General features: G+C 37.1%; 11 protein-coding genes. 10 read left to right on the top strand and 1 reads right to left on the bottom strand.

The window, feature by feature from the left end; genetic code table 11:
• Positions 1–41 precede the first annotated feature (41 nt).
• On the top strand, positions 42–2900 hold the full coding sequence (locus ACN1CD_RS01240; RefSeq protein ID WP_419128435.1) for a TonB-dependent receptor: 2859 nt from the start codon (positions 42–44) through the stop codon (positions 2898–2900).
• Between the two features lie 117 nt (positions 2901–3017).
• On the opposite strand, the gene ACN1CD_RS01235 is transcribed toward ACN1CD_RS01240, so the two are convergent.
• Positions 3018–4316, bottom strand: a complete 1299-nt coding sequence (locus tag ACN1CD_RS01235) for a UDP-N-acetylmuramoyl-tripeptide--D-alanyl-D-alanine ligase (protein WP_419128434.1) — start codon at positions 4314–4316, stop codon at positions 3018–3020.
• Positions 4317–4402: 86 nt separating this feature from the next.
• Between ACN1CD_RS01235 and ACN1CD_RS01230 the strand changes: the two genes are divergently transcribed.
• From ACN1CD_RS01230 to ACN1CD_RS01190, 9 genes are all read left to right on the top strand, one after another.
• Positions 4403–6898: a M14 family metallopeptidase gene (locus ACN1CD_RS01230; RefSeq protein WP_419128433.1), complete on the top strand. Its 2496-nt coding sequence runs from the start codon at positions 4403–4405 to the stop codon at positions 6896–6898.
• A gap of 624 nt (positions 6899–7522) precedes the next feature.
• Positions 7523–10693, top strand: coding sequence for a SusC/RagA family TonB-linked outer membrane protein (locus ACN1CD_RS01225; RefSeq protein ID WP_419128432.1), 3171 nt, complete (start codon positions 7523–7525; stop codon positions 10691–10693).
• An 18-nt stretch (positions 10694–10711) separates the two neighbouring features.
• Positions 10712–12220, top strand: a complete 1509-nt coding sequence (locus ACN1CD_RS01220; RefSeq protein ID WP_419128431.1) for a SusD/RagB family nutrient-binding outer membrane lipoprotein — start codon at positions 10712–10714, stop codon at positions 12218–12220.
• Between the two features lie 749 nt (positions 12221–12969).
• Positions 12970–16110, top strand: coding sequence for a SusC/RagA family TonB-linked outer membrane protein (locus tag ACN1CD_RS01215; protein WP_419128430.1), 3141 nt, complete (start codon positions 12970–12972; stop codon positions 16108–16110).
• 10 nt (positions 16111–16120) lie between these two features.
• Positions 16121–17758, top strand: coding sequence for a SusD/RagB family nutrient-binding outer membrane lipoprotein (locus ACN1CD_RS01210; protein ID WP_419128429.1), 1638 nt, complete (start codon positions 16121–16123; stop codon positions 17756–17758).
• A 29-nt stretch (positions 17759–17787) separates the two neighbouring features.
• Complete coding sequence (locus tag ACN1CD_RS01205) at positions 17788–18330, top strand: DUF1735 domain-containing protein (protein ID WP_419128428.1); 543 nt, start codon at positions 17788–17790, stop codon at positions 18328–18330.
• Between the two features lie 299 nt (positions 18331–18629).
• Positions 18630–21602, top strand: coding sequence for a SusC/RagA family TonB-linked outer membrane protein (locus tag ACN1CD_RS01200; protein ID WP_419128427.1), 2973 nt, complete (start codon positions 18630–18632; stop codon positions 21600–21602).
• An 11-nt stretch (positions 21603–21613) separates the two neighbouring features.
• On the top strand, positions 21614–23026 hold the full coding sequence (locus tag ACN1CD_RS01195) for a RagB/SusD family nutrient uptake outer membrane protein (RefSeq protein WP_419128426.1): 1413 nt from the start codon (positions 21614–21616) through the stop codon (positions 23024–23026).
• 270 nt (positions 23027–23296) lie between these two features.
• Positions 23297–26494 (top strand): SusC/RagA family TonB-linked outer membrane protein, encoded by a 3198-nt coding sequence (locus ACN1CD_RS01190; RefSeq protein ID WP_419128425.1) that lies wholly within the window; start codon positions 23297–23299, stop codon positions 26492–26494.
• The last annotated feature ends 16 nt before the right edge of the window (positions 26495–26510 follow it).

Genomic DNA, 26510 nt, shown 5'->3' with positions numbered 1-26510 from the left:
TAAAATCGTTATCATTGTTTTATCAACTAAATCAATGACTTATGATAAAAACACTACTCAAAATCTCCCTCCCCATTTTTTTTCTGATCATTTCCAGCCAATTATTTGCACAAAGTTTGCAAGGTAAGGTTTCAGATACATCAGGCGTTGCCATCCCTGGCGCAAGTGTACAGGTGGTTGGCCAAAAGATAGGAACATCAACTGACGGAAATGGCATGTATGTTTTAAAGTTCCCTGCACCCGGCACCTATAAGGTCAGGGTTACTTTTACAGGATATGTAAATGCAGAACAGGAAGTTGCCATTGAAAACACAGTTAAAACATTAGATTTCTCCTTATCAGAAACCAAATCAGATTTGGGGGATGTCGTTGTAATCGGTTCAAGATCCACACCGAGAACAAATATAGAAAGCGTTGTACCAGTAGATTTAATCTCATCGAAAGATGTTAAGGTTTTTGCTCAGACAGATTTAACGCAGATTTTGAACTTCGTAGCACCCTCTTTTAGCTCAAACAGGCAAACCGTTTCAGATGGAACAGATCATATCGATCCTGCATCATTGCGTGGTCTTGGGCCAGATCAGGTATTGGTTTTGGTAAACGGAAAACGAAGACATACTACAGCACTCGTAAATATTAATGGTACTTTCGGTCGCGGTTCAGTTGGTACAGATTTAAATTCTATTCCAGTATCAGCTATCGAAAGAATTGAAGTTTTACGCGACGGCGCTGCAGCGCAATATGGTTCTGATGCCATTGCGGGCGTAATCAATATTGTATTAAAAAAGGTTACCCCATATAGTTTTTCTACATCATTTGGTCAATCTGATTCCAAAGCCTTAGGCAGAGAATTTAATGATGGGCGCACCTTTCAGGCAGATTTTAGTAAAGGCTGGGCATTTAAAAATGATAAAGGCTTCATCAATTTAGCTGCACAATACCTGCAAAGAGACTTCACCAATCGTGGTGGGCTAGATACCCGCCCACTTTTATATTCTGGTAATCCTACCCGTGGTGCTACAGAAACTGAAGCCGCATTTCAGGCGCGTTTTGCTAATCTGAAAGCAGCTGATGATGCAAGAGCTGCAGCCAATGGCCTGGATCGAAATAATATGCGGGTTGGTAATTCGGATTCTAAAAACGGTGGTGCTTTCTTAAACGGACAATTTAATTTTGGAAAAACCACTCAACTTTATTATGCCGCAGGTTTTACCCATAAAACCGGAAGTGCAGCAGGCTTTTATCGCTTGCCTACGCAAACCACACAAATCGACTTATCAATTTACCCTAATGGATTCCTTCCGCTAATTGATACTAAAATTAATGATTACTCTCTTTCTGTGGGCTTGAGAGGAAAAGTGGGGACCTGGGATTATGATTTGAGTAATACCAGTGGAGAAAATAACATCAAGTTTGATATCAACAATACGGTTAATGCTTCATTACCCACAGGAACAAGCCCGACATCATTTTATGCAGGCGAATTACTTTTCAGACAAAATACCAGTAATTTTGATATCAATAAAAAACACATTTTTGATGGTGGATTTTTAAGTTCGCTGAATACCGCTTTTGGTGCTGAATTCAGGATAGATAATTACCAGATCAGAGAAGGTGAATTGTTGTCTTATTCTAATGGAGGCCGATTAATCGGAGCTTCACCAACAGCATCAGGAGCTCAGGTTTTCCCTGGTTTTAAGCCAGCAAATGCCCTGGATCAATCCAGACATAATCTTGGTGCCTATGCAGATTTTGAAGCGGAATTTGGTCCCCGGGTTACTTTAGGTGCTGCTGGGCGATATGAAAACTACAGTGATTTTGGATCAAATTTCTCTTATAAATTTACAGGTAAGGTTAAGGTTATTGGTGATATTTCTTTGCGTGGGGCCTATGCAACTGGATTTAGGGCACCATCTTTACACCAACAATATTTTAATAATGAAAGCACGCAGTTTGTGGGAACCGTGGCTACGCAGGTATTAACGGTGAACAATAGTAATCCAATTGTGGGTCAGTTTGGCGTGGGCGAGCTTAAGCCAGAGATTTCTAAATCCGGAAGCATCGGTTTGGCTGGTCGAATTGCCAAAACATTTACTTTCACTGTTGATGCTTATAACATTGATATCAGCGATCGGATTGTATTCTCCAGTCAGTATGCAAGAGAACGTTCGGGAGGGGCGCTGGTTCCAACGGGTGTAGTTAACCAAATTTTAAATACGGTAGATCCAACAGCGCAAATTAACAGTGTGCAATTTTTCACCAATGCCATTAAAACCAATACGGCAGGTATTGATGTAGTGTTGACGAATAAATTTACATTAGGTGCTAAAAGCAGCTTAATTTTAAGTGTTGCCGGAAATGTAAATAAAACAGTAGTAAGAAGTGTGCGTGGATCAGATAGAATTGAAAGCGACCCGACGTTGAAAGCAAAACTTTTTGACCGATTAGAGCGCTCACGTTTCGAGAGCTCGGTACCGAAAAATAAATTAAATATCACTGCAACATATAATCTGGATAAACTATCGTTTGTAGCCAGAACCGTTCGTTTTGGTGAAGTGACTTATTTAAATGCAATTGATCCAAATATTCCGGCAAACGGTTTGCCAACCCAGCTTGATCAAACCTTTTCACCAAAATGGGTTTCAGATTTTTCGGTAAGTTATGCCGCAAGTAAAGTTTGGTCGGTAACGGTTGGGGCAAACAATATCTTCGATGTTTATCCAGACAAGTTGTATATCGACCCTAGAAACAACGAAACAAATTTCAATAGTGCACCAACAAGCAGCTATTCAGGAGGTTTAGACAATACTTCCAACGGAAGATTTTTATATCCAAGGGCAGTAAGTCAGTTCGGCTTTAGCGGACGTTACGTTTACGGAAAGATAGCTTGTACTTTTTAAGATCATACTAGCCAAAACAACCAGAAGCGCTGCGCAGAAATGTTCAGCGCTTTTTATTTAGCTTTGGTAGTCATTATTTAATTCATTCAATAATTGATTGATTCACTCATTCATTAATTATAAAAACTGTAACAAATTTTCAAGCTTCATTCCTCTTGATCCTTTCAATAAAACCAAATTGTTTGTAACTGGATTTTGCTGTAAATAATCGGCTGCTTCTGCTGGTGTTTCAAAAAAGACGCCTTCGAATTGATCTTTAAAGGCATAAAAATATTTTCCGATAAAGATAATTTGATGTAAGCCACTTTCTACCGCTTGTTTAGCGATTATTTCATGTTGTGTAGCAGATTCAGGTCCAAGTTCGAACATGTCGCCTAAAATGGCCGTCTTTTGATCTGCAGATAGAACAGAAATATTATTTAGCGCAGCAGTCACGCTACTTGGATTGGCGTTGTAGAAATCGCAGATTACCGTATTGTGATCTGTTTTAGTTAACTGAGAGCGGTTGTTTTTTGGTTCATAATTCGCTAAACCCTTGTTTATTTCTTCTGGCTGCATCTCAAAGAAATCTCCAATACAAATGGCTGCCAGTATATTTTCAAAATTATAACTTCCTGTTAAGTTGGTTTTTACTGAAGAGGAAATCTCATGATTGGTCCATTCAACCTCTATAAAAGGGTCGCTATTTTTTAATGCTCCCTTAATGGTATTGCCATTTTCAGTTCCGTAATACAGTAATTTATTTAAGCCAGCTTTCTGGCTCATTTCCATCAGAAAAGCATTATCTCTGTTGATAAAAGTATAGCCATTATGTGCTTTCAGGTAAGCATAAAGTTCAGCTTTGCCTTTTTTTACGCCCTCAAATCCGCCAAAACCATCTAAATGTGCCATGCCTACATTGGTAATAATGCCGTGTGTAGGTTGTGCAATGGTACAAAGTAGTTCAATTTCTTTCTGATGATTAGCCCCCATTTCAATGATGGCAATTTCTACTTTATTGGTTATCGATAAAATAGAAAGTGGAACACCAATGTGGTTATTCAGGTTGCCAAATGTGGCGAAAGTTTTATATCGTTCGGATAATACGGCGTTAACTAACTCTTTACTTGTGGTTTTGCCATTGCTTCCGGTTAAGCCAATTACTGGGATATTCAATTGCTCACGGTGATAGCAGGCTAAGTTTTGAAGTGCCGACAGCACATCATCAACCAGTAAGCATTTTTCACCTGCAAATTCTACTTCGTCAATCACAGCATAGGCCGCACCCTTTTCAATAGCCTGAGTGGCAAATTTATTTGCATTAAAATTGTCGCCTTTTAACGCAAAAAAGATAGAACCAGGAATAATATTTCTAGTATCGGTAGAGATTATAGGGCTTTTTAGAAAGTGTTGGTATAATTCGGCGGTATTAATCATGTTTCTTCGTAAAAAATATGCTGTAAAATTAATGTTTAGCATCAACAAAAAGCAAAATTACTACATTAGATAAAATTTTATTGTTTATGAAAAGAAGCATTGCGTTTTGTCTGTTTTTAATTGCTATATCTGTTACTTTAAATGCCCAGGTGAAGTCGCCAGACGAATTTTTAGGTTACGAACTCGGATCGCATTTTACGCCACACTATAAGGTAGCCGATTATTTCAGACAAACGGCTTTAGCTTCTCCAAAAAATATTAAGTTAATCGAATACGGCAAAACCAACGAAGGAAGGCCGTTAATGGTTGCCGTAATTTCATCGCCGGAAAATATTTCCAAAATAGAAGAGATCCGGAGTAACAATTTAAAGTTGGCATCGGGCGGCACTTCGAATATTGATTTAGCAAACCAGCCTGTAATTACCTGGCTCAGCTATAACGTACATGGAAATGAAGCAAACTCAACTGAAACATCTATGAAGATGCTTTATACATTGGCTTCAGGTACAAATCAGCAGGCAAAGGCATGGTTAAAAAACACCGTTGTGGTGATTGATCCCTGTCTGAATCCGGATGGAAGAGATCGGTATGTAAATTATTTCAACAGTGTGGTGGGTAAAACGCCAAATGCCGATCCGACATCCAGAGAGCATATTGAGCCTTGGCCGGGTGGCAGACCGAATCACTATTATTTTGATTTAAACCGCGACTGGGCATGGCAAACACAGGTAGAAAGTCAGCAAAGGTTGGCGCTCTATAACGATTGGATGCCGCAGGTGCATGTAGATTTTCATGAGCAAAGTTATAATGAACCTTACTACTTCGCGCCGGCAGCAGAGCCGGTTCATCAAGATATTACGCCTTGGCAGAAAAGTTTCCAGGTTGTTGTGGGTAAAAACAATGCGAAATATTTCGATGCCGAAGGTTGGCAGTATTTTACAAAGGAACGGTTTGATCTATTGTATCCATCATACGGTGATACTTATCCATTGTATAATGGCTCTATTGGAATGACTTATGAGCAGGGAGGCATCAGGGCTGGTTTATCTGTGGTTACAAACGATGGTGATACCTTAACGTTGAAGGACCGCATTGCGCATCATTTTACCACAGGGATGTCTACCATCGAGGTTTCATCACAAAATCACAATAAACTGCTGGAAGAATATAAAAAATATTTTCAGCAGGAAATGACCAGTTCGCCAGGAGTTTACAAAACCTTTATCATAAAGGCAAGTAACGTATCGCGCCAAAAGAAATTAGCCGAACTACTGAGGAAAAATAAGATTGAATTTGCTTATGGAGGAAAAAAATCGGGAAAAGGTTATGATTACGATACACAGAAAGAAGAAAGTTTTTCCATTAATCGGAATGATTTAATCGTGAACATGCAGCAACCGCGTGCGGTTTTGGCAAATGTTTTATTGGAGCCACAAACCTTGGTTACAGATTCGAATACTTACGATATTACTGCCTGGGCACTTCCTTATGTTTATGGTTTGAAAGGATATGCCAGTAAGGAGAGTTTTAAAGGAAAATATGCTGATCTCGCAATTCCCGATGATGCATCAAATGATATCGAAAAACCCTTAGCCTGGTTATTCTCCTGGGGATCAGCGGAAGATGCGCAGGTTTTAAATAAGCTGCAACAAGAAAACATTAAAGTCCGTCAGGCAGATCAGCCATTTACGGTTGCAGGTAAAGAATATCCTGCAGGAACGTTGATTGTTTTAAGAACAGAGAATGAGCGGTCAGTTAAAAATTTGAGATCAAAAGTAGTGTCTGCTACAAAACAGCTTAATAAACCTGTTGTGGGAATTACCAGTGGATTTGTAGAAAAGGGAAAAGATTTCGGATCAAACGTATATCCGATTTTAAAGCAGCCAAAAGTAGCTATAGTATCAGGAAACGAAGTTTCATCTCTGGCATTTGGTGAAGTTTGGTTTTATTTAGAGCACGATTTAAATCTTACGCCAATTATTATAACCACTAAAGACATCAATAACTTAGATATCAATAAGGTGAATACGCTGATCCTTCCCGATGGAAGTTATAGTGCCTATATAGGTGATGGCTTAACGGCCTGGTTAAATAAGGGTGGAAAGCTTATCCTTATGGAAGATGCAGTGGAGAGTGTATTGGATAAAAAAGGATTCGGCATTAAAAAGAAGGAAATTGCGGTGAAGAAAGATGAAAAGCCTTCGCCAAGTAAATTGCTTTTTAAGGATAAAGACAAAGATGATTACGAGGCCTCAATTCCGGGAGCTATCTATAAGGTAAATCTGGATGCTTCTCACCCTTTCGCGTATGGTATTGGAAAAACTTATTATACCCTAAAAACTGATCGTAAGATATATGAAGCCTTTACAGAAGGTTGGAACGTAGGCATGATAAATGAGAAAGGTTTAATGGCTGGAGTAGTCGGAAAAAAGGTTCGTGAAGAGTTAAAATCAGGTTTATTGATTGGTGTTCAGGATTTCGGTCGTGGAACAGTCGTTTATTTAGCAAATGATCCACTTTTCAGGAACTTTTGGGAAGGTGGAAAGACACTTTTCAGTAATGTGGTGTTTTGTAAGTATTAGTATATTAATACACATTCTATTAAATAGCTTAATTTCTCAGAGCGTATCTCAGAATTATAATTTATCAACTTACGAAATTTCAAAAGCCTGTGCGCTGAAGAATTTCGCAAGTTTTGATGAGAGTATCGTAAAACGTTCGAAGTATTTCTCTTAATAAAGATCTCCAAAACTTTGCAAGTTGATCTTCATTCATAAAACTTAGACAGTTTCTTATAGTGAATAATGTTTTGCATTCTTATTTGACTGTTGTTGGTGATTAAAATTTAATTTAGTTTTTATTTTTAATAATAAAAATGGTCATTTTTGAATAATTTGTATTTTTTATAACACAATTTTAACTTTAAACTGTGAATATTCTGATTTTTACCATTTTTATTGAAGAATTTGTGGTTTATAAAGTCATTTTATTTAATTTATGTTGTTTTTTGTTAGATTTCACTCCTTTCAATTCGAATCGCAGTATTTTTGTTACAATCTTTAAGTTGCTGGTAGTTAAGCTATTACTCAAATTAAGAGTATGATTGTCTGACAATTGTTAAAAATTGTTAAAAAAAGTTTCCTTTCATGAAGGTCAAAACCTAATTTAGATCATCATTAATCATTAACTAACCTATTTTCTAAACTATGAAAAAACTTCTACAGAGTTTGTTCATTTTGTTGTTTATTGCTTTTACGGCAGTAGGACAAGATCGAACAATATCGGGTACAGTTACTTCTGCGGATGACAAACTACCTCTTCCCGGAGTAAACGTAAAAATTAAGGGTGCTCAAGGTGGCACAGTAACCGGAGCAGACGGGAAATTTACAGTAAGAACTCCCTCAGGCGCCACAGCATTAGAATTCAGCTCTATCGGATTCACCACTCAAACGATCACAATTGGCACCTCTGGAACCATTAATGTTGCATTAGCGGGCGATGCTACTTCTTTAAGTGAAGTTGTAGTTACCGGACTAGGTGGAACTAGAGACCAGAAGGCTCTCGGTTATTCTGTAGCTAAGGTGGATGGAGATCGATTAAACAACGCCAGAATCACAGATGTTAACACGGCTTTAGCTGGTAAAGTTGCAGGTGTTCAATTGAATGGTTCTCCAAGTTCTTCATTTGATAATGCTTCAATCATTATTCGTGGTATTAATGGCGTATCACTAGGCGCTCCATTATTCGTTATCGATGGTACTCCAACTACTGCTGATAACGTAAATATGGATAATGTTGAAAGTTTAACCGTTTTGAAAGGTGCGGCAGCAGCAGCATTATATGGTCAGAGAGCTTATAATGGTGTAGTGGTAATAACAAACAAGAAAGGTTCCAGAAAACCTGGAACTTCAGTTGAACTAAACACTGGTTATACTGCAGAAAAGGCGGCTTTATTACCTGATTATCAAAATGAATACGCTGGAGGTTACACTGCTGAATGGCCAACTTTCGTATATGACCCTGCTATCCACCCTGCATCTTGGGCATCATTCAATGGTCAGAAAATGTTAGAATATGGCGCAGATGCAAGTTTTGGTCCAAAAATCGACGGCAGTCAATATAGGCCTTACTATAGCTGGTTGCCAGGAGAGAATTTTGGTAAAACTGTTGCAATTACAGCTCAGCCAGACAATATTAAAGATTTCCTTCAAACTGGTGGAAACTTTAATACATCTATTGCCTTTACAACTGGTGGTGATGCTTATAATCTTCGTGTTGGCTATACCAACCAAACGAGAACATTAATTCAGCAAAACTCAAATAGAAATATCAATATTTTTAACATTAATGGAAGTTATGATATTAGTAAAAAATTAACGGTTTCTACCGATTTACAATTTTCTAGAGAAGAGAGAAGAGGCCAGCCTTATGAAGGTTATAGGAATGATGGTTTAAATATTGTTCAGGGTTTCAACCAATGGTTTCAGAGACAGTTGGATATGAAAGAAATGGAGGCAAATCAAACGCTAGCTAATGGTAATCCAACTTCTTGGAATATTGGAGATCCAAATGGAAGCGGAGACTTAGATGCCATTGGTACGCCTCAGTATTGGGATAATCCATTTTGGGTTGCCAACAATAATTTCCGTACGGCCAGAAGAAATCGAATTTTCGGAAATCTTGGATTAAAATATAATATCACAAATGAATTGGCTTTGCAAGGTATAATCCGTGCAGACGTAAATACTTTATTGGGTGATGAACGTATGGCAACCGGTGGTTTGCAGCAAGACTATTTCAAAACAACTTCTAATAATAATAACGAATTTAACTATGAGTTGAATGCAACCTATAAAAAGTCATGGGGCGACTTTAGCTTTGATGCTTTGTTAGGTGGTAACATCAGACATGAACGAAGAGAAGGTTTGAACATGGAAACCGCAGGTGGTTTAAGTTTCCGTAATTACTTCAACATTGCGGCTTCTGTTGCTAGACCAATTACTGCAAACACTTTCTATGAAAAGGAAGTAAGAAGTGTATATGGAAAAGCATCTTTGGGTTACAAAGGTTTCCTATATCTTGATGTTACTGGAAGAAATGATTGGTCATCTGTTTTCGCACCAGACTTAAATTCTTATTTCTATCCATCTGTTTCAGGATCATTTATTGCATCTCAATTCTTTTCTGAGCGCTTAAAAAATATAGTTTCATTCGCAAAGGTTAGAGCTTCTTATGCAAGAGTTGGTTCTGACTTAGATCCTTTCCAGTTAATGTTACAATATAATATCAGACAATCTTATGGCGATAATGCTGCAATCAACATTGGCGACCAATTAAGAGATGGAAGAATTAAACCTGCTTTATCCGGTTCAATTGAGGTGGGTACAGAATTAAAGTTTTTAAAAGACAGAATTGGAATCGACTTTTCATATTATAAGAACAATAACAAAGACCAGATCATTTCGGTTACCGCAAATGGTGCTACAGGTTTCTCAAGTAACTTGATCAATGCAGGGCAATTGACTAATCGAGGTCTTGAGTTAGCCTTAACCGGTACCCCTGTAAAAACAACAAATGTATCTTGGGATATATCCGTTAACTATAGCAGAAGCAGAACTATAGTCGATGAAATTACCCCAAATCAAGACAATGTTTTATATGAAAACTCTACTTTTTTTGGAAGCAGTTTGAATTTGACAAAGGGTGAAGAATGGGGAAGAGTTTTAGGTAATAAATTTAATAGAGATGCTAATGGCAATATGATTATTGGCTCAAATGGTCAGCCAACTTTCAGTACTGCTCAATTCATCGGTTTTGCAAGACCAAGATATAATGGTGGTGCATTCAGTTCATTAAGAGTTTATAATTTTGATTTCTCATTCTCTTTAGATTTCCAAAAAGGTGGTTTATTTAATTCTACTACACGTGCATTTAATATGGGAAGTGGTTTATCTACTGAAACGCTTGGTGTGAATGATAAAGGCATCGACTGGAGATTGCCTGTGTCTCAAGGTGGAGGTTATAAATTTGCAGGTGTGCTGGCTAACGGACAGCCTAATAATAGATACATTGAAGCGAGTTCGGCATTTTATACTGGAATGCAGAATGGTGCTGGTGAAATGTTCATGATTGACGCATCATACTTAAAATTAAGAGAAGTAAGATTAGGCTATTCAGTACCAACTCGCTTTCTTAAAACAAAGTTAGGGTTAGTTAAATCTGCAAACTTAGGCTTAATTGTAGGAAATGCTTGGTTAATATCTGCTCCCGCAAAAAAATATGGTGTTGATCCTTCAGAGTTGGAAAACTTCTGGCAAGAAGGCGGTCAATTGCCTCAAACCAGAACTTTTGGTTTTAATTTGAGACTTGGCTTTTAATTAATAATAGAAGAAATCATGAGTAAGATAAAAATATATGTATCGCTTTCACTTGTTTTTGCAAGTGTTATGCTGAATGGGTGTAAAAAACCTGGTGATTTTGGGGATATGAATATTGACCCAACTCAGGTACCTAACCCAACAACTAAATCTCTGTTTACAAATTCGTTACAGGCGCTTTCAGGATCTGTAACCACAACAACGGGTCAGGCACAAAGCTTACCTGCACTTGTAACCGGGCCTAATATAGGCTTTATATGGGCGCAGCACATGTCTGAAGGACCATATCTAACCAGTTCAAATTACGGAGATGCAGCTGCAGGACAGTCATACTGGACGTATTACACAGGCGCACTAATTAATCTTAAAAAAATTATTGATGCGAATAATGCTGGTGGACTTGAAGCAGAAGTAACTGCTAATGGATCGAAAAACAATCAGCTTGCAGCAGCTAGAATACTGAAAGCGTTTGTTTTCTGGAAACTTACTGATAGATGGGGCGATTTACCATATGATGAAGCGCTGCAAGGAGCAACTAATTTGACTCCCAAGTATCAGAAGCAAGAGCTTATTTATGCAGATTTATTTAAAGAACTTAAAGAAGCTGCAGCACAAATAGATGGCGGAGCTGGTATGCAAGGAGATATTCTTTTGGATGGAGATATGTCAATGTGGAAAAAGTTTGCTGCTACACAAAGATTGTTTATGGCATTAAGGTTGTCAAAATTGTTTCCTGCAGCTGGTGGTTTAGCTGCTACAGAATTTAATGCAGCTCTTCCAGATGTAATTGGAGCAGGCGAAGACATTGCCTATACCTATTTATCTGGCGATCCAATCAATAATAATCCATGGTATGTAAACTATTCTATTTCAAACAGAAATGATTTTGCAGTAAGTGAACCATTGGTTCGTTACATGAGGGCAAACGGGGCTGGAACAGATCCAAGATTGCCAGTTTTCGCTGAGACACTGCCGAATGGAACAATCCGCGGATTAGAATACGGCAGAACTACTCAGGTTAATATTCCCAATGTTTATAGTCGTTTAGGAACTGCTTTTAGAAGTCAGGATTCTCCTGGTTATTGGTTAACCTATGCTCAGGTTTGTTTTGCAAAAGCAGAAGCTACTAAATTGGGATGGATCTCTGGAGGCGATGCATCGGCTAAAACGTTCTACGATGAGGGGATTGATGCTTCACTTCAACTCTATGGTGTTCCGGATGCAACATTCAAAAATCAAACTGGCATTGCTTACTTACCCGCTACAGCAATTCAACAAATCTCAACTCAAAGATGGATTCACCTTTTCCTTAATGGATGGGAAGCATGGTCTGAGTGGAGAAGAACAGGTTTTCCTGTATTAACTCCTGGCCCTGGTAATACAAACAGTGGTGGAGGCATTCCAAGAAGGCAAGCATACCCTGTAGCTGACAAAACCTCTAACAGAATCAATTATGAGGCTGTTATTGTGCAGCAAGGTCCAGATAATATTAACACAAGAATGTGGTGGGATAAACCAAATCCATAAACTAAAAAAGGGAGCCTCAGGGTTCCCTTTTTTGTTTAAAAGATATAGTTTAAGGTATTAATAGATTGGGGTCTGCTCACTGTTGTTAATATGCTTGCTTTTACCTATTACCTAGTGATGAAATATATTAAATTAGCTTAATTTAAATGAGGTTCGATAGTTAATAAATCTATAGTAGTTTTACTTATTTCAAATTTGCTACAATTATATTCTTTCAAATTTACATCATTATTTTCCACTTGAAAAAAGGCGAATAAATGTCATCGTTAGTATATTGATACGGAGATATTGGTTAAGGTTTTAGTTTTAGATTGTTCATGCAGATAATGGAATTTATTTCCGTTGTATTCTTTTAATTTGTTCGCAGTTTACACTTACTGCTATCAAAAGTATAATCCTTTCTTATTCAAGTTTTTATAAATAGAATGTAATCTAGTCTTATAAGATGTAGTAATCATTTTATAAAAAAAATACACTTTTCGCCAAAAATATGCTGTTTGTTGTCTTATTACTATGTCAAAACCATTAAATAATAGCAGCTTATAGTACTAATTTTTAATAAATATCAATGAATTTTAAACAAAAACAGTTAAAAAATTCTTTTAAAATATTTTTAAGTATATGATTTATAGTGTTTTAAGATTTTACTTCTCATGGTTGTTAAAAAATGTTAAATAATATTTCTTAACTCAATCACCAAAAGTTAAATTAGGAGAATCATTAATCATTAACTAACCTTTTTTTAAATTATGAAAAAACTTCTACAAAGTTTGTTCATTCTTATGTTTTTTGCTTTTGGAGCAATGGCACAAGAAAGAACAATTACTGGTACAGTTACTTCTTCGGACGACAAATTACCGATCCCTGGAGTAAGCGTAAAAGTAAAAGGTACCCAAATCGGTACCGTAACTGATGCTAATGGAAAGTACGCTTTAAGACTTCCATCTGGCGCTAACACCCTAGACTTTTCTTATATTGGATTTGTAACTCAAAGTAGAAACTTGGGTTCTTCAAGTACATTGAACATTGTCCTTACGGGTGATGCTGCCTCTCTTGATGAAGTAATCGTAACTGCTGCAGGTTTAACAGCGAGTAGAAGATCTTTGGGTACGGTAAACACTACCATTAAGTCTGAGCAATTAATTGGTGCTAAACCGACCAATATTGCTAGTGGTTTATTAGGTAAGGTAGCCGGTTTGCAAATTAACGGAACATCTGGAGGAACGAACCCTAATTTCAGGGTTGTATTAAGGGGGCAAAGGTCTCTAACTGGTAACAACGAGGCGCTTGTAGTTTTGGATGCAGTTATTGTTCCTAATTCTGTATTAGGAAACTTAAATCCGGAGGATATTGAAAACGTAACTGTTTTAAACGGAGCAAGTGGTGCCGCCCTTTACGGTTCTGATGCATCAAACGGTGCATTAATTATCACAACTAAAAAAGGTAAACAAGGGAAATTGGAAATCAAAGCACAACAAACTGTAACTGTTGAGCAGGTTGCATTCTTCCCTAAGTTACAAGAGCAATTTGGTGGTGGTTCGGATAATGACTTAAAACTTTATTTAGGTTATGAGAATCAACAGTATGGACCAGCTTTCGATGGGGTACCCAGAGAAATTGGTTTGCCATTAGCTGATGGTACAGTAAAAATGAGTCCTTACGAATGGGGTAATGACAAATATGACTTTTGGGACAATGGATTAACCAGTCAAAGTGATTTATCTTTGTCTTCTGGAGACGAAAAAGGAACTTTATTTATTTCAGGTCAGTATGTTGATGTAAGTGGTACACTTCCAAAAGACAGATTTAATAAAGCAAATGTTCGTTTCAATGGAACGAGAAATTTACTTAAAAACCTGTCAACTTCATTCGCCTTGAGTTATGCTCAAAATCGTTATAATCAAACTACATCAACTGGGTTTTATGATCAAATGCTACAGAGTCCAGGTAACTTGCCTATCACCTCTTTTAAAGACTGGAAAAATGATCCTTTTGCTGATCCAAGTGGTTATCCAAATGCATATTATACCAATCCTTACTTTAGTATTGATAATTTCCGTGAAAATGTAAGAAATGACTATTTTACCGGAAGCTGGGATTTAAAATATAGTCCGGCCACCTGGGTTGACTTAACTTATCGTGTTGGATTTAATAGTAGAAACAATTCGGGTAAATCATATTCTGACATTTACAAATTTAACGATTACATCAAAACCAGACCTGAAATTGGTGCTTATAAGAGAACTGATGTTGTGGGTGGTGTAACCGATAACTCTTTATATACCGGCCGTATTACAAATGAATTTCAGGCATCATTTAAAAAAACCGTGAACGATTTCAATTTTAATTTAATTGCTGCTGCATTTTTGCGTCAGGATCGTACCAAATCTTTAGAAGCTTCTGTTAGTGGATTGGTTCAACCAGGATTATTTAATCTTAGCAATAGTACAAATACACCTATTGCAACCGAGACAAACTATTTGGCACGTCAGCAAGCTATTTATGGATTATTAAATGTGAGTTTTAAGAATTACTTATTCTTAAGTGCCACAGCACGTAATGATTGGGATTCTCGTTTATCCGCTTCCAATAGATCATTCTTCTATCCAGCTGGAACGATCTCATTTGTACCAACAGATGCAATTCCTGCATTAAAAGAAATCAAAGCAATTGATTATATCAAATTAAGAGCCGGTTTATCTAAAGTAGGTCTAGTTAACGTAGGTGGTGCTACAAATACTTTAGGTGCTTACCGTTTAGATGCTACTTTCAATCAAAATTCTGGTTTTCCTTATAACGGGATAGGCGGATTTACTGTAGGGAACAGTATTGTATCTCCAAATATTACACCAGAGTTTTCTTATTCTTTCGAAGCAGGTGCTGATATGTCCTTCTTGAAAGATAGAATTAATGCAAGCTTTACTTATTACACTACTAAAACTAAAAATCAAACGGTAACGGCAGCTGTTGCTAACTCGTCTGGTTTTAGCAATTATTTGTTGAATGCTGGTCAAACAAGTAGTAAAGGTATTGAGACAACGTTAGGAATCGTTCCTGTTAGGACATCTAACTGGACGGTAACAGTTGCTGCTAATTACGCGCACTACAACAATATGGTTGATGAGTTACTTGCAGGAATTCCGAGTATCAACTTATCAAATACAACAAACGCAGGATCTTATGGTATAGCTGGTCAACCTTTCCCTGTATTGCAAGGCAGATCTTATAATAGAGATCCTCAGGGAAGAATAATTGTTGATCGCGTAACTGGTTATCCATCAGGAACTTCAACTTTATCTGTTTTCGGAAATGCAGCCCCTACTGATATCTTTGGTATTAACCTAAGCGCAACCTTTAAAGGAATCACTTTAACAGCTTTGGCAGAATATAGAGGTGGTTACTCGGTTTATAATGGTATTGGTTCAGGTAGTTTGGATTTCAGTGGTGCAGGTATCAATACAGTAGCTTACAACAGAGAGCGTTTTGTAATCCCTAATTCAGCTTATCTTGATCCAGCAACAAACACTTATGTTCAAAATACAAACATTACCATTAAAGATGGTGGTCCGGGTTATTGGACAATTGGTGGCCCTAGAACAAGTATTGATGAAAATTATATTACTTCTGGTAACTTTTGGAAAATAAGAGAGATTACGTTAGGTTATGACTTTCCTAAATCGCTTTTGGCTAAATCTAAATTTATTCAGGCAGCGAGGATTAGTGCTCAAGGGCGTAATCTGTTCATCTTTCTGCCAAAAACAAATGTATATACAGATCCTGAATATAGTAACAGTAGTAATAATACAAACAGTGGTAATGGTGTTGGTTTAAATTCAACGCAAACGCCTCCATCCCGTTATTATGGCGCTACGTTATCACTTACTTTTTAATACAGAAATCATGAAAAAGATATTTATATTATTTTTTGTAGCTACCGTTGGTATATCCTTATCATCATGCAAAAAATACCTTGATGTTAATACAAATACCAATCAACCTATTTCAGGTACACCAGAGCTAGTGCTTCCACAGGCGATGACTGCTGTAGCAAACTTAACCTGGGGGCAAACAGCCCTTGAGGGAACAATACCCAATCCAGGGAATGCAACAACTACTGCATCGTTTAACTTTTATGGCTCACAAGTAGTAGGCTATGCCGCAAATGGTGGCGGTGTAAGTGGTTGGGGAGCAATTATTTCTTATGATTATGCTTCTACTGACTGGCAACGTTTATGGAGCAATAGCTATGATATTGCTAATGACTTTCAATATGTAATTGATCGTACAGAAGGATTAGCTGGTTATGCTCAATTTAATGCAGCGGCTAAGTTGATGAAAGCTTATACCTTTCAAAGACTAGTGGATCAATATGGAGATGTGCCCTATAGCGACGCATTAAAAGGTGCTGCAAGTGTTACGCCTAAATATGATAAAGCGACTGATGTTTACAAAGCTTTGGCAGATCTTTGTGATGCGGCAATTGTAGCATTTAAAGCTAACCCAACAGCAGCTAGTAATTTTAAAAGTGCAGATGTAATGTTTGGCTCAAGCGCAACACCTGCTGCAGAGATTACAAGATGGATCCAGTTTGCGAATACACTTAAATTAAGATTAATAGTAAGAGCAGGAAATAAAGTAACCTTTACAAGCAGAGCTTTCGATGCAGCGGGTTTTTTAACTGATGATGCTTCTATTAATCCTGGCTATACAAAAGTGATTGGAAAACAAAACCCAGCATGGAATGGTTTTGCCTACTCTGCAGCAAATGCAGCGGCGGCGGGAGGTTCTAATTATGTACCTACTCCGTTCATTATGAGTTATTATAATGGAACTAAATTAACTGATCCTGCCCGTGCAAATGTGGTCTACAAATCTGGAATTACTACAGCAACTAATCAATTAGGTAATCAATTGGCTACAGCTGGGCGTGGCGCTACACCAAACTCTTGGTTTAGAGGTACCAGTGCAACTGCTTTTGAGGCTATTGGAATTTTCAAAGGTCCGGATGCTGCTCAACCTGTTATCTTGGCTGCAGATAGTTATTTTCTTCAAGCTGAAGCAGCTTTAACTGGTATTATAACAGGTAATCCGCAAACGTTATTTAATTCAGGTATTCAGGCATCTTACAGGTATTTGTACAAAACAAATACAGGTGCTATTGCTTCTGGTAAAGATCCAGTTGCTGATGCAACTGCTTATCAAACAGCGAATGCAACTAAATATATTGCAAATTATAGCTTGGCAACAAGTCCGGCACAGCAACTAGAAGCAATCATTACACAAAAATACATTGCATTAAACTTAATCTTTGGAGATGAGGCTTGGAATGAATTTAGAAGAACAGGTTATCCGGTAAGTAACCCTGATATTAGTGCTGCTACTCCTGCGCAAACAATTGTTTCCATTGCTGGAATTTCAACCGCTGCTGATAGATTACCAACCAGGTTACTTTATCCTAGTACCGAATTTACTTATAATGGTGCAAATGTACCAACCGGCATTAATAAGTATTCAACCAAGATATTCTGGGCTAGATAGAATAGTTATTTAAATTTAAACGAAAAGAAATGAAAAGAATATTTCAAAACCTGGCAATATTATTTGTCGTACTGACATTAAGTTCTTGCCTTAAGTCTGATCCGCTTATCGGACCAGACGCCCCAAACAGTGCAGGTGCAATCATTGAATTTGATAATCCAGATTTCATCGCTTCTGGTTCTTTAACTGCAAGTGTAAAATTAGCCCGTTATCAGCTAACGCTTGCGAAAGGAACGGCATCGCCTTTAAATATCCGGGTTAACTACAGTGGTACAGGTAAACCGGCACCATCTGATGTTACCGTTGGAATTGGTATTGATGCAGCAGCGCTTACTTTGCACAATACTCAGGCCAGCAGATCTTATACATTAATTCCTGCAGCCTGGTATACCTTACCTGCAACTGTTGTTATACCTGCGGGGCAAGCAGGTGTTAACTTAACGATCCCGATAAATACTAATAACTTTGTAACGGGTTCAACATATGCACTTCCTTTGAGGATTAATTCAGCCTCACAAGGTACCATCAGTGGTAACTTCGGTTCGATAATCGTAGCTGTAGCTGCGAACTAAAAAATATATCATATTTATTAAGGCCATCCAATATTAATTGGATGGCCTTTTTGTTATACAAATATTTAGAAGACATTTCATAATTTTAAAATTATGAAATGTCTTCTAAATCTCTAATTTATAGTCGTTTATTAAAAATAATCCTGTCATTTAAATTATTTCAAAATGTAGATTTATGACGATGTTTGTCGTCTAATTGTCATTTATTCTTGCCTGTTGTTAAAAAATGTTAAATAGTATTTCAACAACATTAGATTTGCTCTCTTAAAAAATTAAAAATATCTACTAACTTAAATTTCATGAAAAAACTTCTACAAAGTTTGTTCGTACTTTTGTTCGTTGCATCCTCTGCAATGGCTCAAGACAGAACAATTACTGGTACAGTTACCTCACAGGATGACAAATTACCCATTCCTGGTGTAAGTGTACGGGTAAAAGGTGTACAATCTGGAACAGTAACAGATTCTAATGGTAAGTATTCTATTAATGTACCTTCGGGGTCTAACACTTTAGAGTATTCGTTTATTGGATACACAACGAAGTCTGTTGTGGTTTCTAATACAACAACAATTAGTGTTGCCCTTGCGACTGATGCAAAAACATTAACCGATGTTGTTGTTGTTGGGTATGGCCAACAGAGCAAAGCTTTGACAACTCAATCAACAACTACTGTAAATGCGAGTTCATTCAAGAATATGCCAATTCAAACGCCTCAACAGGCTTTACAAGGTCAGGCAGCTGGCGTAAACATGGTAAATTCTTCTGGAGTACTAGGCGCTGAGGCACAAATTACAGTTAGAGGTGGCTCATCAATCGGGGCAGGCGGCAGGCCTCTTTATGTAATTGACGGAGTTCCCTTAAATTCTTCCGGTGGTGACTATAGCCAAGCCCAAGGTGGATCTTCTTCTTTAAATCCATTGTTGAATATTAGTGCTAATGATATTGAAAGCATGACTGTGCTAAAAGACGCTTCTGCTGTGGCAATTTATGGTTCTCGTGGTTCAAATGGTGTAATTTTGATCACAACCAAAAAGGGTGCGTCTGGAAAAACGAGAATTACTGCAGAATATCAGAACGGATTTTCTTCTCCAACTGCTACTGAAGAAATGATGAATGCAGATCAATTTCGCCAGTTTAGAACAGATTATTTAAGAGCAAATAATGGAACTGTTCCAACTTATCCAACAACTAGTTATGATTGGATTGACGCAGTTGTAAGAACTGGAAAATTAAATAATGCCAATTTGAGTGCTGCAGGCGGTGATGAGAAAACACAATTCTATATTGGTGGATCATACTCTGATGAAAGTAGTTATACTCTAGGTAATCAATTACAACGTTTGTCAGGAAGATTAAACTTAACGCATAAACTATCAGATAAGATAAATTTTGGGCTTAATTATAATCTTTCACGAGTTGATATGGATAGGATTGGTTCTGAAAATAATACATACGCACCATTAACAGCTGCTTATTTACAATTACCTTATGTTACACCTTACGGTCCAGATGGGCAATTCCAGAATACTGGTTTTGTAGCTAATGTAGTTGCCATTGCTGCGACAGGTATTAATAAGAACTATTCTGACAGAAGCACAGGAAATGCATTTGCAGAATTGAAAATCATTGATGGTTTGAAATTGAAAACCGACTGGGGTATTGATAACTATGGTATTGACGAAAAATATAGAGAACTTGACCTACTTACTCCAGGTGGATATGCTTATAGATCAAACTATACGGATCGAAAATGGGTTACCAGCAATACGTTAAATTATAACAAAACTTTTGGTAAGCATACTGTAGGAGGATTGTTGGGATATAGTTTTGAAACCTCTACATTAACTCAAATTTTTGTTGAAGGATCAGGTTTTGCCAGTGATGACCTTCCGAACGTGGGATCAGCATCTACGCCAATTACAGCGTCTGAAAACATTTATGATTGGGCACTTGAGTCACAGTTTGCTCGTTTGAATTATGATTTTGATAAGAAGTATCTTTTAGAGGGATCTTTCAGAAGAGATGGATCTTCAAGATTTGGACCGAATAAAAAATATGGTAATTTCTATGCTGTATCAGGTGGATGGTTGATCTCAAATGAGAAATTTTTTAACAAAGATAACAAATACGTGCAAAGCCTTAAGCTTACCACAAGTTATGGAACAGCAGGTAATGATAACATAGGCTATTACCAGTCTGTTGGTACATTTGCATCTGGAGCTAATTATCTTGGGGCAGCTGGTTTAACCCCTGATGTAGTGCCAAACCCTAATTTAAGTTGGGAAGAAACTGCTCAGTTAGATATCGGTGTATCTGCAAGGTTATTTAATGCTATCGATTTGCAAGTAAACTACTACAATAAAAATACTACAGCATTATTAGTTAACGTTCCTTTTCCATACACTACTGGTTTCGCTTCCAGTTCGCAAAATGTAGGCGAACTGAGAAATCGTGGATTTGAATTTTCTGTGAATTCAGATAACATAAAAGGACGCGATTTTACTTGGAGAACATCATTCAACATCGCGTTTAATAAGAATAAAGTTTTATCTCTTCCAAAAAATCTTGATGAAGATGGTCGTGACTTTTTACAGGGGAGCCCTGTACAACGTGCAATCACCGGATATTCAAAAAATTCATTTTACTTAATTCGCTATAATGGTATTAACCCACAAACTGGAAATGCAGAATGGCTAAAGAAGGATGGAACACCAACTACAACTCCGACTGCAGCTGATCGGGTAATAGCTGGAAAAGGAGATCCTGATTTTCAAGGAGGTATCACTAATACTTTTACCTATAAAAACTTCGATTTAACAGCATTCTTCAACTTTACTTATGGAAATGATGTATACCTTGACGGTTTAACATTTACAGATAATTTTGGTACAGGTTCTTATAACAAAAGTGTTAAGTTGTTAGACTACTGGAAACAGCCTGGACAAAATGCTTTTGCGCCGGCATTAAATAGTTCCACTAGAACTACTTATTCTCAGGCCTCTACAGCTCAGTTAAGAGATGGTTCATATCTTCGTTTGAAAAATTTAACAGTTGGTTATAACCTTCCAAAAGAGTTTCTACAAAGAACAAAAATCTTTTCAAGCGTAAGACTTTATTTCTTAGCACAAAACATTTGGACAATTAAGAATAAAGAATTTAGAGGAGATCCTGAAATTTCAGCAAATGGTGCATCAAACTTAGTTGTAGGTCAAAGTTTCTTCGCTTTACCACAAGCAAAATCGTATACTTTTGGTGTAAATATTGGTCTTTAATAATTGAAAAAATGAAATTAAGATATTATATATTAACCTCAGCCATCGTTTTGTCGATGTTTGGCTGTAAAAAAGAACTAGATTTGTTGCCTCAACAATCTCTTTCAGATCAGATAGTTTTTAATAGCCCTGCCACTACGCTTAGCGCACTAAGGGGGGTATACAGTACTGCACAGACGCTAGATTTTTATGGTAGCTTACCGCAAGTAATAGGTGACTATATGGGAAATAATGTGGATTTCGTAGGCACATTCCCTACCCTGCAAGATCTAAATAATTTTTCAGCTGTTTCAACTAATTCAAATGTTCAGGTGCTGTGGCAGATTCATTATCAGGTAATAGCAAGAGCTAATACGATCATTTCAAAAGTGAATGGTGTTGAAGGATTATCTGCAGAAGAAAAATCTCAATACATAGCAGAGGCGAAGTTTTTACGTGCTTTAGCTTACTTCCAGTTAGCTAACTTCTTTTCTCAGCCTTTTCAGGTAAGCGCAGGTACAAATCTAAGTGTACCTTTAGTTACAGCTGATTTTACCGGAACTATTGAGTTTCCCTCAAGAAATACGCTAAGTCAGGTTCATGCACAAATCATTCAGGATTTAACAGAGGCGTCAAGTGCGTTACCTCAGTCGTATGCTGATGCTGCAGAAACCCGTGGACGTGCAACAAAAGGTGCTGCATTTGCACTGCTTTCAAGATTATACTTGTATAGAGAAGAATGGTCAAAAGCAGAAAGTGCTGCACGTAGTACGCTTTCTCAAGGTATTTATGATACCGCACCGAATTACAGCTTTTATAGTGGCAATACAAGTGAAGATGTTTTTACTATTCAAAACAGTGCTATCGACAATGGTAGAACAGGTTCTGGTGGATGGGCTTCTTACTATAATCCAGCTGCTGTTGGCGGACGCGGTGATGCTCCTTTTTCTCAGGATTTAATCAATGCATATACTTCAGAACCAGATGATAGAAGGTATAATTTAAAAAACACTGGAAATGCTGCAGACGGTTTACCTCACTTCTTTACTTCTAAGTTTCCTGATGCAGTGAATAACTCTGATAACTCTCCAGTTATTCGCACCACAGAGGTATACTTGAACCTGGCAGAAGCTTTAGCACATCAGAGTGCTACGCCTAATGTTGAAGCAGTTACAATTTTAAACTCAAGAATTAGATCAAGAGCAGGACTTGCTGCCAAAACTGTAACTTCACAACAAGCATTAATAGATGCCTTGTTAATAGAGCGTCGTAAAGAGTTAGCTTTCGAAGGACATAGCAGAATGGATTTACTTCGTAACAGACAGCCTTTGAGAGCAGGAAATGCAGCTGCAGCTTTTGGTGGTGCTAAAACGATATTACCTATTCCGCAACGAGAAATTGATAATAACGCAGGTTTGCAAGGTCAGCAAAATGCAGGATACTAAGATTTGAGCTAGTATCATTTTAAATGCAAAACGCCAACTTTCGAAAGAAAGTTGGCGTTTTGCATTTAAAAAAATTCTGATAGTAATAAATATTTGATAATAAAAAGGACTTAAAGGGCTATTTATTGTCTCGACATTTTATCATTTTAATGTAAAATGCCTTTCTAAATAGACATAAATACTTTTATTATTTTATTAAATATTGCATAATTTCCAATAATATCATACTTTGCGATTTAATTAAATAATCAATCAAACTAATTTAAATTCATGAAAAAACTTTTACAAAGTTTGTTCGTGCTTTTGTTTGTTGCGTTTAGCGCAACGGCCCAAGAGCGAACAATTAGTGGAACAGTAACATCTTCGGATGATGGACTCCCTCTTCCAGGAGTTAGTGTTAAAGCATTAGGCACACAAAATGTTGCCGTAACAGGTACTGACGGTCGGTATTCTATCAGAACAACATCTTCAGCAAAAAGCTTACAATTTTCTTATTTAGGTTTTGTAACTAAAACGGTTAATCTAACATCATCAGGTGTAATTAATGTTGGTTTAGCAAGTGATTCTCAAGCATTATCAGATGTAGTTGTTGTGGCTTACGGTACTCAAAAGAAAGAAGCTATTACAGGGTCAGTATCAAGCTTAAGTGCAAAAGATTTAGAAAGCAGAACGGTTACAAATATTACTGCGGCTCTTCAGGGATCAGCTCCAGGTATTAATGTATCTGCATCTAATGGTCAGCCAGGAAGTTCTGCAGGAATCAGAATCCGTGGTTTTGGTTCATTTTCGGCATCAAATACTCCTCTCTATGTATTAGATGGATCAGTTTACGATGGTAGTATTGGTGATATCAACCAAAATGATATCGAAAGCATTTCAGTATTAAAAGATGCGTCTTCATCGGCTTTATATGGTTCAAGAGGTGCTAATGGTGTGGTGATTATTACGACTAAAAGAGGAAAATCGTCACAGCCAACCATTAATGCAAGCATTGTTCAAGGTTTCTCAGAAAGAGGTATTCCGGAATATGAGCGTGTAAATGCACAAGAATACTATCCTTTGGTTTGGCAAGGGATTAAAAACAATCTGATGTATAATGCATCGCCACTCTTAACTGAATCAGCCGCATCTACAAGAGCTTCAGCAGATGTGTTTACAAACTTAGTTTACAATCCATTCAATGTCCCTGGTGCTCAGGTGGTCGGTACTGATGGTAAATTAAATCCTAACGCATCATTATTATATGATGATTTTGATTGGTATGATGCCATGTCTAGATTAGGAAAAAGAACTGATGCAAATTTGAGTTTCTCAGGTAAGAGTGAAAAGTCAGATTTCTTTGTTTCAATGGGATATTTAAATGATCAGGGCTTCAATATTAAATCTGATTTTCAGCGTTTTAATGCTCGGGTTAATGTGAATACACAGGTTAAACCTTGGTTAAAAACGGGTTTAAACGTTTCAGGATCAATGACTACAGCAAATACTGCAAATGATGCTGGTACGGGCAGTGGTAATAGTTTCGTTAATGCCTTTTCTTTTACCAGAGGGATTGGTCCGATTTATCCGGTTCGTGCTTATAATGCCGCTGGTCAGCCAATTATGAATAACCTAACTGGCGAACAATGGTATGACTATGGAAATCATCCAGGTGCAATCGCCCGTCCTCAAGGAGCTTCGCCCGGCAGACATGTTGTTTATGAAACATTATTAAACGAATATCTTTCAAGAAGAAACCAGGTAAGTGCCAGAACATATCTGGAAGTTAAATTTTTGAAAGATTTTACATTTACACCAACATTCAGTATTGATTTAAGAAATAATAATGGAAATACATATTGGAATCCAATTGTTGGAGATGGTGTAACTCAAAATGGATTTAAATCACAAAGCAACAGCACGGCTAGGTCATTTACTTTAAATCAAATCCTGAACTATAACAAAACAATAGGAGACCACACTATATCTGCACTTGTTGGACATGAAAATTATGATTTCAACTTCCGTACTTTCAGCGCAAGCAGAACAGGTCAGATTGTGCAAGGAAATACCGAATTCGCAAATTTTGTTACTGCTAACGCTTCCAGTGGCCAGGCCGATAATGATAGAATTGAATCATATTTCTCAAAAGCAAGTTATAGCTATAAAGACAAGTATTTTTTCGATGCTTCATTAAGACGTGATGGTTCTTCTAGATTTGCACGAGAATCAAGATGGGGAACGTTTTTCTCATTGGGTGGATCTTGGTCTATTAACAAAGATTTCTTAACAGAAGAGAACTGGCTAGATGATTTAAGGCTAAAAGTTTCATACGGACAAGTTGGTAACAATGCTTTGCTAAGTGGTACCAATACTTTGCTTGATGGTAATAACAATAGCTTATATTATGCAGATAGAGCATTCTATGATTTAGGTTCCAACAATGGTTCTGAGCCAGGCGCGCTGTTGTCATCAATAGCAAACCCCTTATTGAGATGGGAATCACAAAATACTTTTAATTCAGGTTTAAGCTTCTCTGTCTTCAAAAAAAGAGTTTATGGTGAGGTAGAATATTTTAAAAAGACAGTAGATAACTTGCTTCTAAGCGTACCTCAGCCATATTCGGATCCTGTTACATCAATTAATCAAAATATTGGTTCCATGTACAATTCAGGTGTCGAATTGATGTTGGGTGCAGATATTGTTAGAACAGAGAATTTTAATTGGAATTTAGTAACTAACTGGACAATCCTTAAAAATAAGGTAACTAAACTTCCAGCTGAAACGCCTCAAATCATAAGTGGTACAAAAAGAAGAGAAGTAGGTTATGATTATTATCAGTTTTGGTTAAGGCAATATGCTGGTGTAGATCCTTCAGATGGTGCTGCATTATATATTCCTGATCCTACACAAACAATTTCTGCTGCCAATAAAAGAACTGTTAATGGTATTGAATATACTACCAATCAGTCAAATGCAATTTTTGATCGTTCAGGCTCTGCAATCCCTGATTTAATGGGGTCTTTTACTAATTCATTCTCTTACAAAAACTTATCATTATCTGTATTGGTTAACTACCAAATCGGAGGTAAGTTTTATGATAGTAACTACCAAGGCTTAATGAGTACAGCTTCTTATGGGGCTGCTTTACATAAAGACTTGTTAAACGCATGGACACAAACCAATACAACAAGCAGTATTCCAAGAGCAGATTATGGTAATTCAGCTAACATCAATGCAGCCTCTACAAGATGGTTAATTGATGCTTCTTATCTTGCTATCCGCAATATAAATTTGTCTTACAGCCTACCAAAAACTTGGTTGAACAAAATTGATGTAAGCAGTGCAAAAGTGTTTGTAACCGCAGAAAACCTATATCTATTCTCCAAAAGAAAAGGCTTAAATCCTTCTGAATCTTTTGATGGAACTAACTCAAATGTATACCCACAGGCGAGAATATTAAGTGTAGGATTAAATGCTTCTTTTTAAATTTTAATAATTAATA

The sequence above is a fragment of the Pedobacter sp. N23S346 genome (assembly GCF_048515415.1).
GTDB lineage: Bacteria > Bacteroidota > Bacteroidia > Sphingobacteriales > Sphingobacteriaceae > Pedobacter.
This window is presented reverse-complemented; position numbering and strand designations above follow the sequence as displayed.

Coding starts and splice junctions, on each gene's coding strand:
- ACN1CD_RS01200 (WP_419128427.1), top strand. CDS start 18,630: ATGAAAAAACTTCTACAAAGTTTGTTCGTACTTTTGTTCGTTGCATCC.
- ACN1CD_RS01190 (WP_419128425.1), top strand. CDS start 23,297: ATGAAAAAACTTTTACAAAGTTTGTTCGTGCTTTTGTTTGTTGCGTTT.
- ACN1CD_RS01220 (WP_419128431.1), top strand. CDS start 10,712: ATGAGTAAGATAAAAATATATGTATCGCTTTCACTTGTTTTTGCAAGT.
- ACN1CD_RS01225 (WP_419128432.1), top strand. CDS start 7,523: ATGAAAAAACTTCTACAGAGTTTGTTCATTTTGTTGTTTATTGCTTTT.
- ACN1CD_RS01235 (WP_419128434.1), bottom strand. CDS start 4,316: ATGATTAATACCGCCGAATTATACCAACACTTTCTAAAAAGCCCTATA.
- ACN1CD_RS01205 (WP_419128428.1), top strand. CDS start 17,788: ATGAAAAGAATATTTCAAAACCTGGCAATATTATTTGTCGTACTGACA.
- ACN1CD_RS01240 (WP_419128435.1), top strand. CDS start 42: ATGATAAAAACACTACTCAAAATCTCCCTCCCCATTTTTTTTCTGATC.
- ACN1CD_RS01210 (WP_419128429.1), top strand. CDS start 16,121: ATGAAAAAGATATTTATATTATTTTTTGTAGCTACCGTTGGTATATCC.
- ACN1CD_RS01215 (WP_419128430.1), top strand. CDS start 12,970: ATGAAAAAACTTCTACAAAGTTTGTTCATTCTTATGTTTTTTGCTTTT.
- ACN1CD_RS01195 (WP_419128426.1), top strand. CDS start 21,614: ATGAAATTAAGATATTATATATTAACCTCAGCCATCGTTTTGTCGATG.
- ACN1CD_RS01230 (WP_419128433.1), top strand. CDS start 4,403: ATGAAAAGAAGCATTGCGTTTTGTCTGTTTTTAATTGCTATATCTGTT.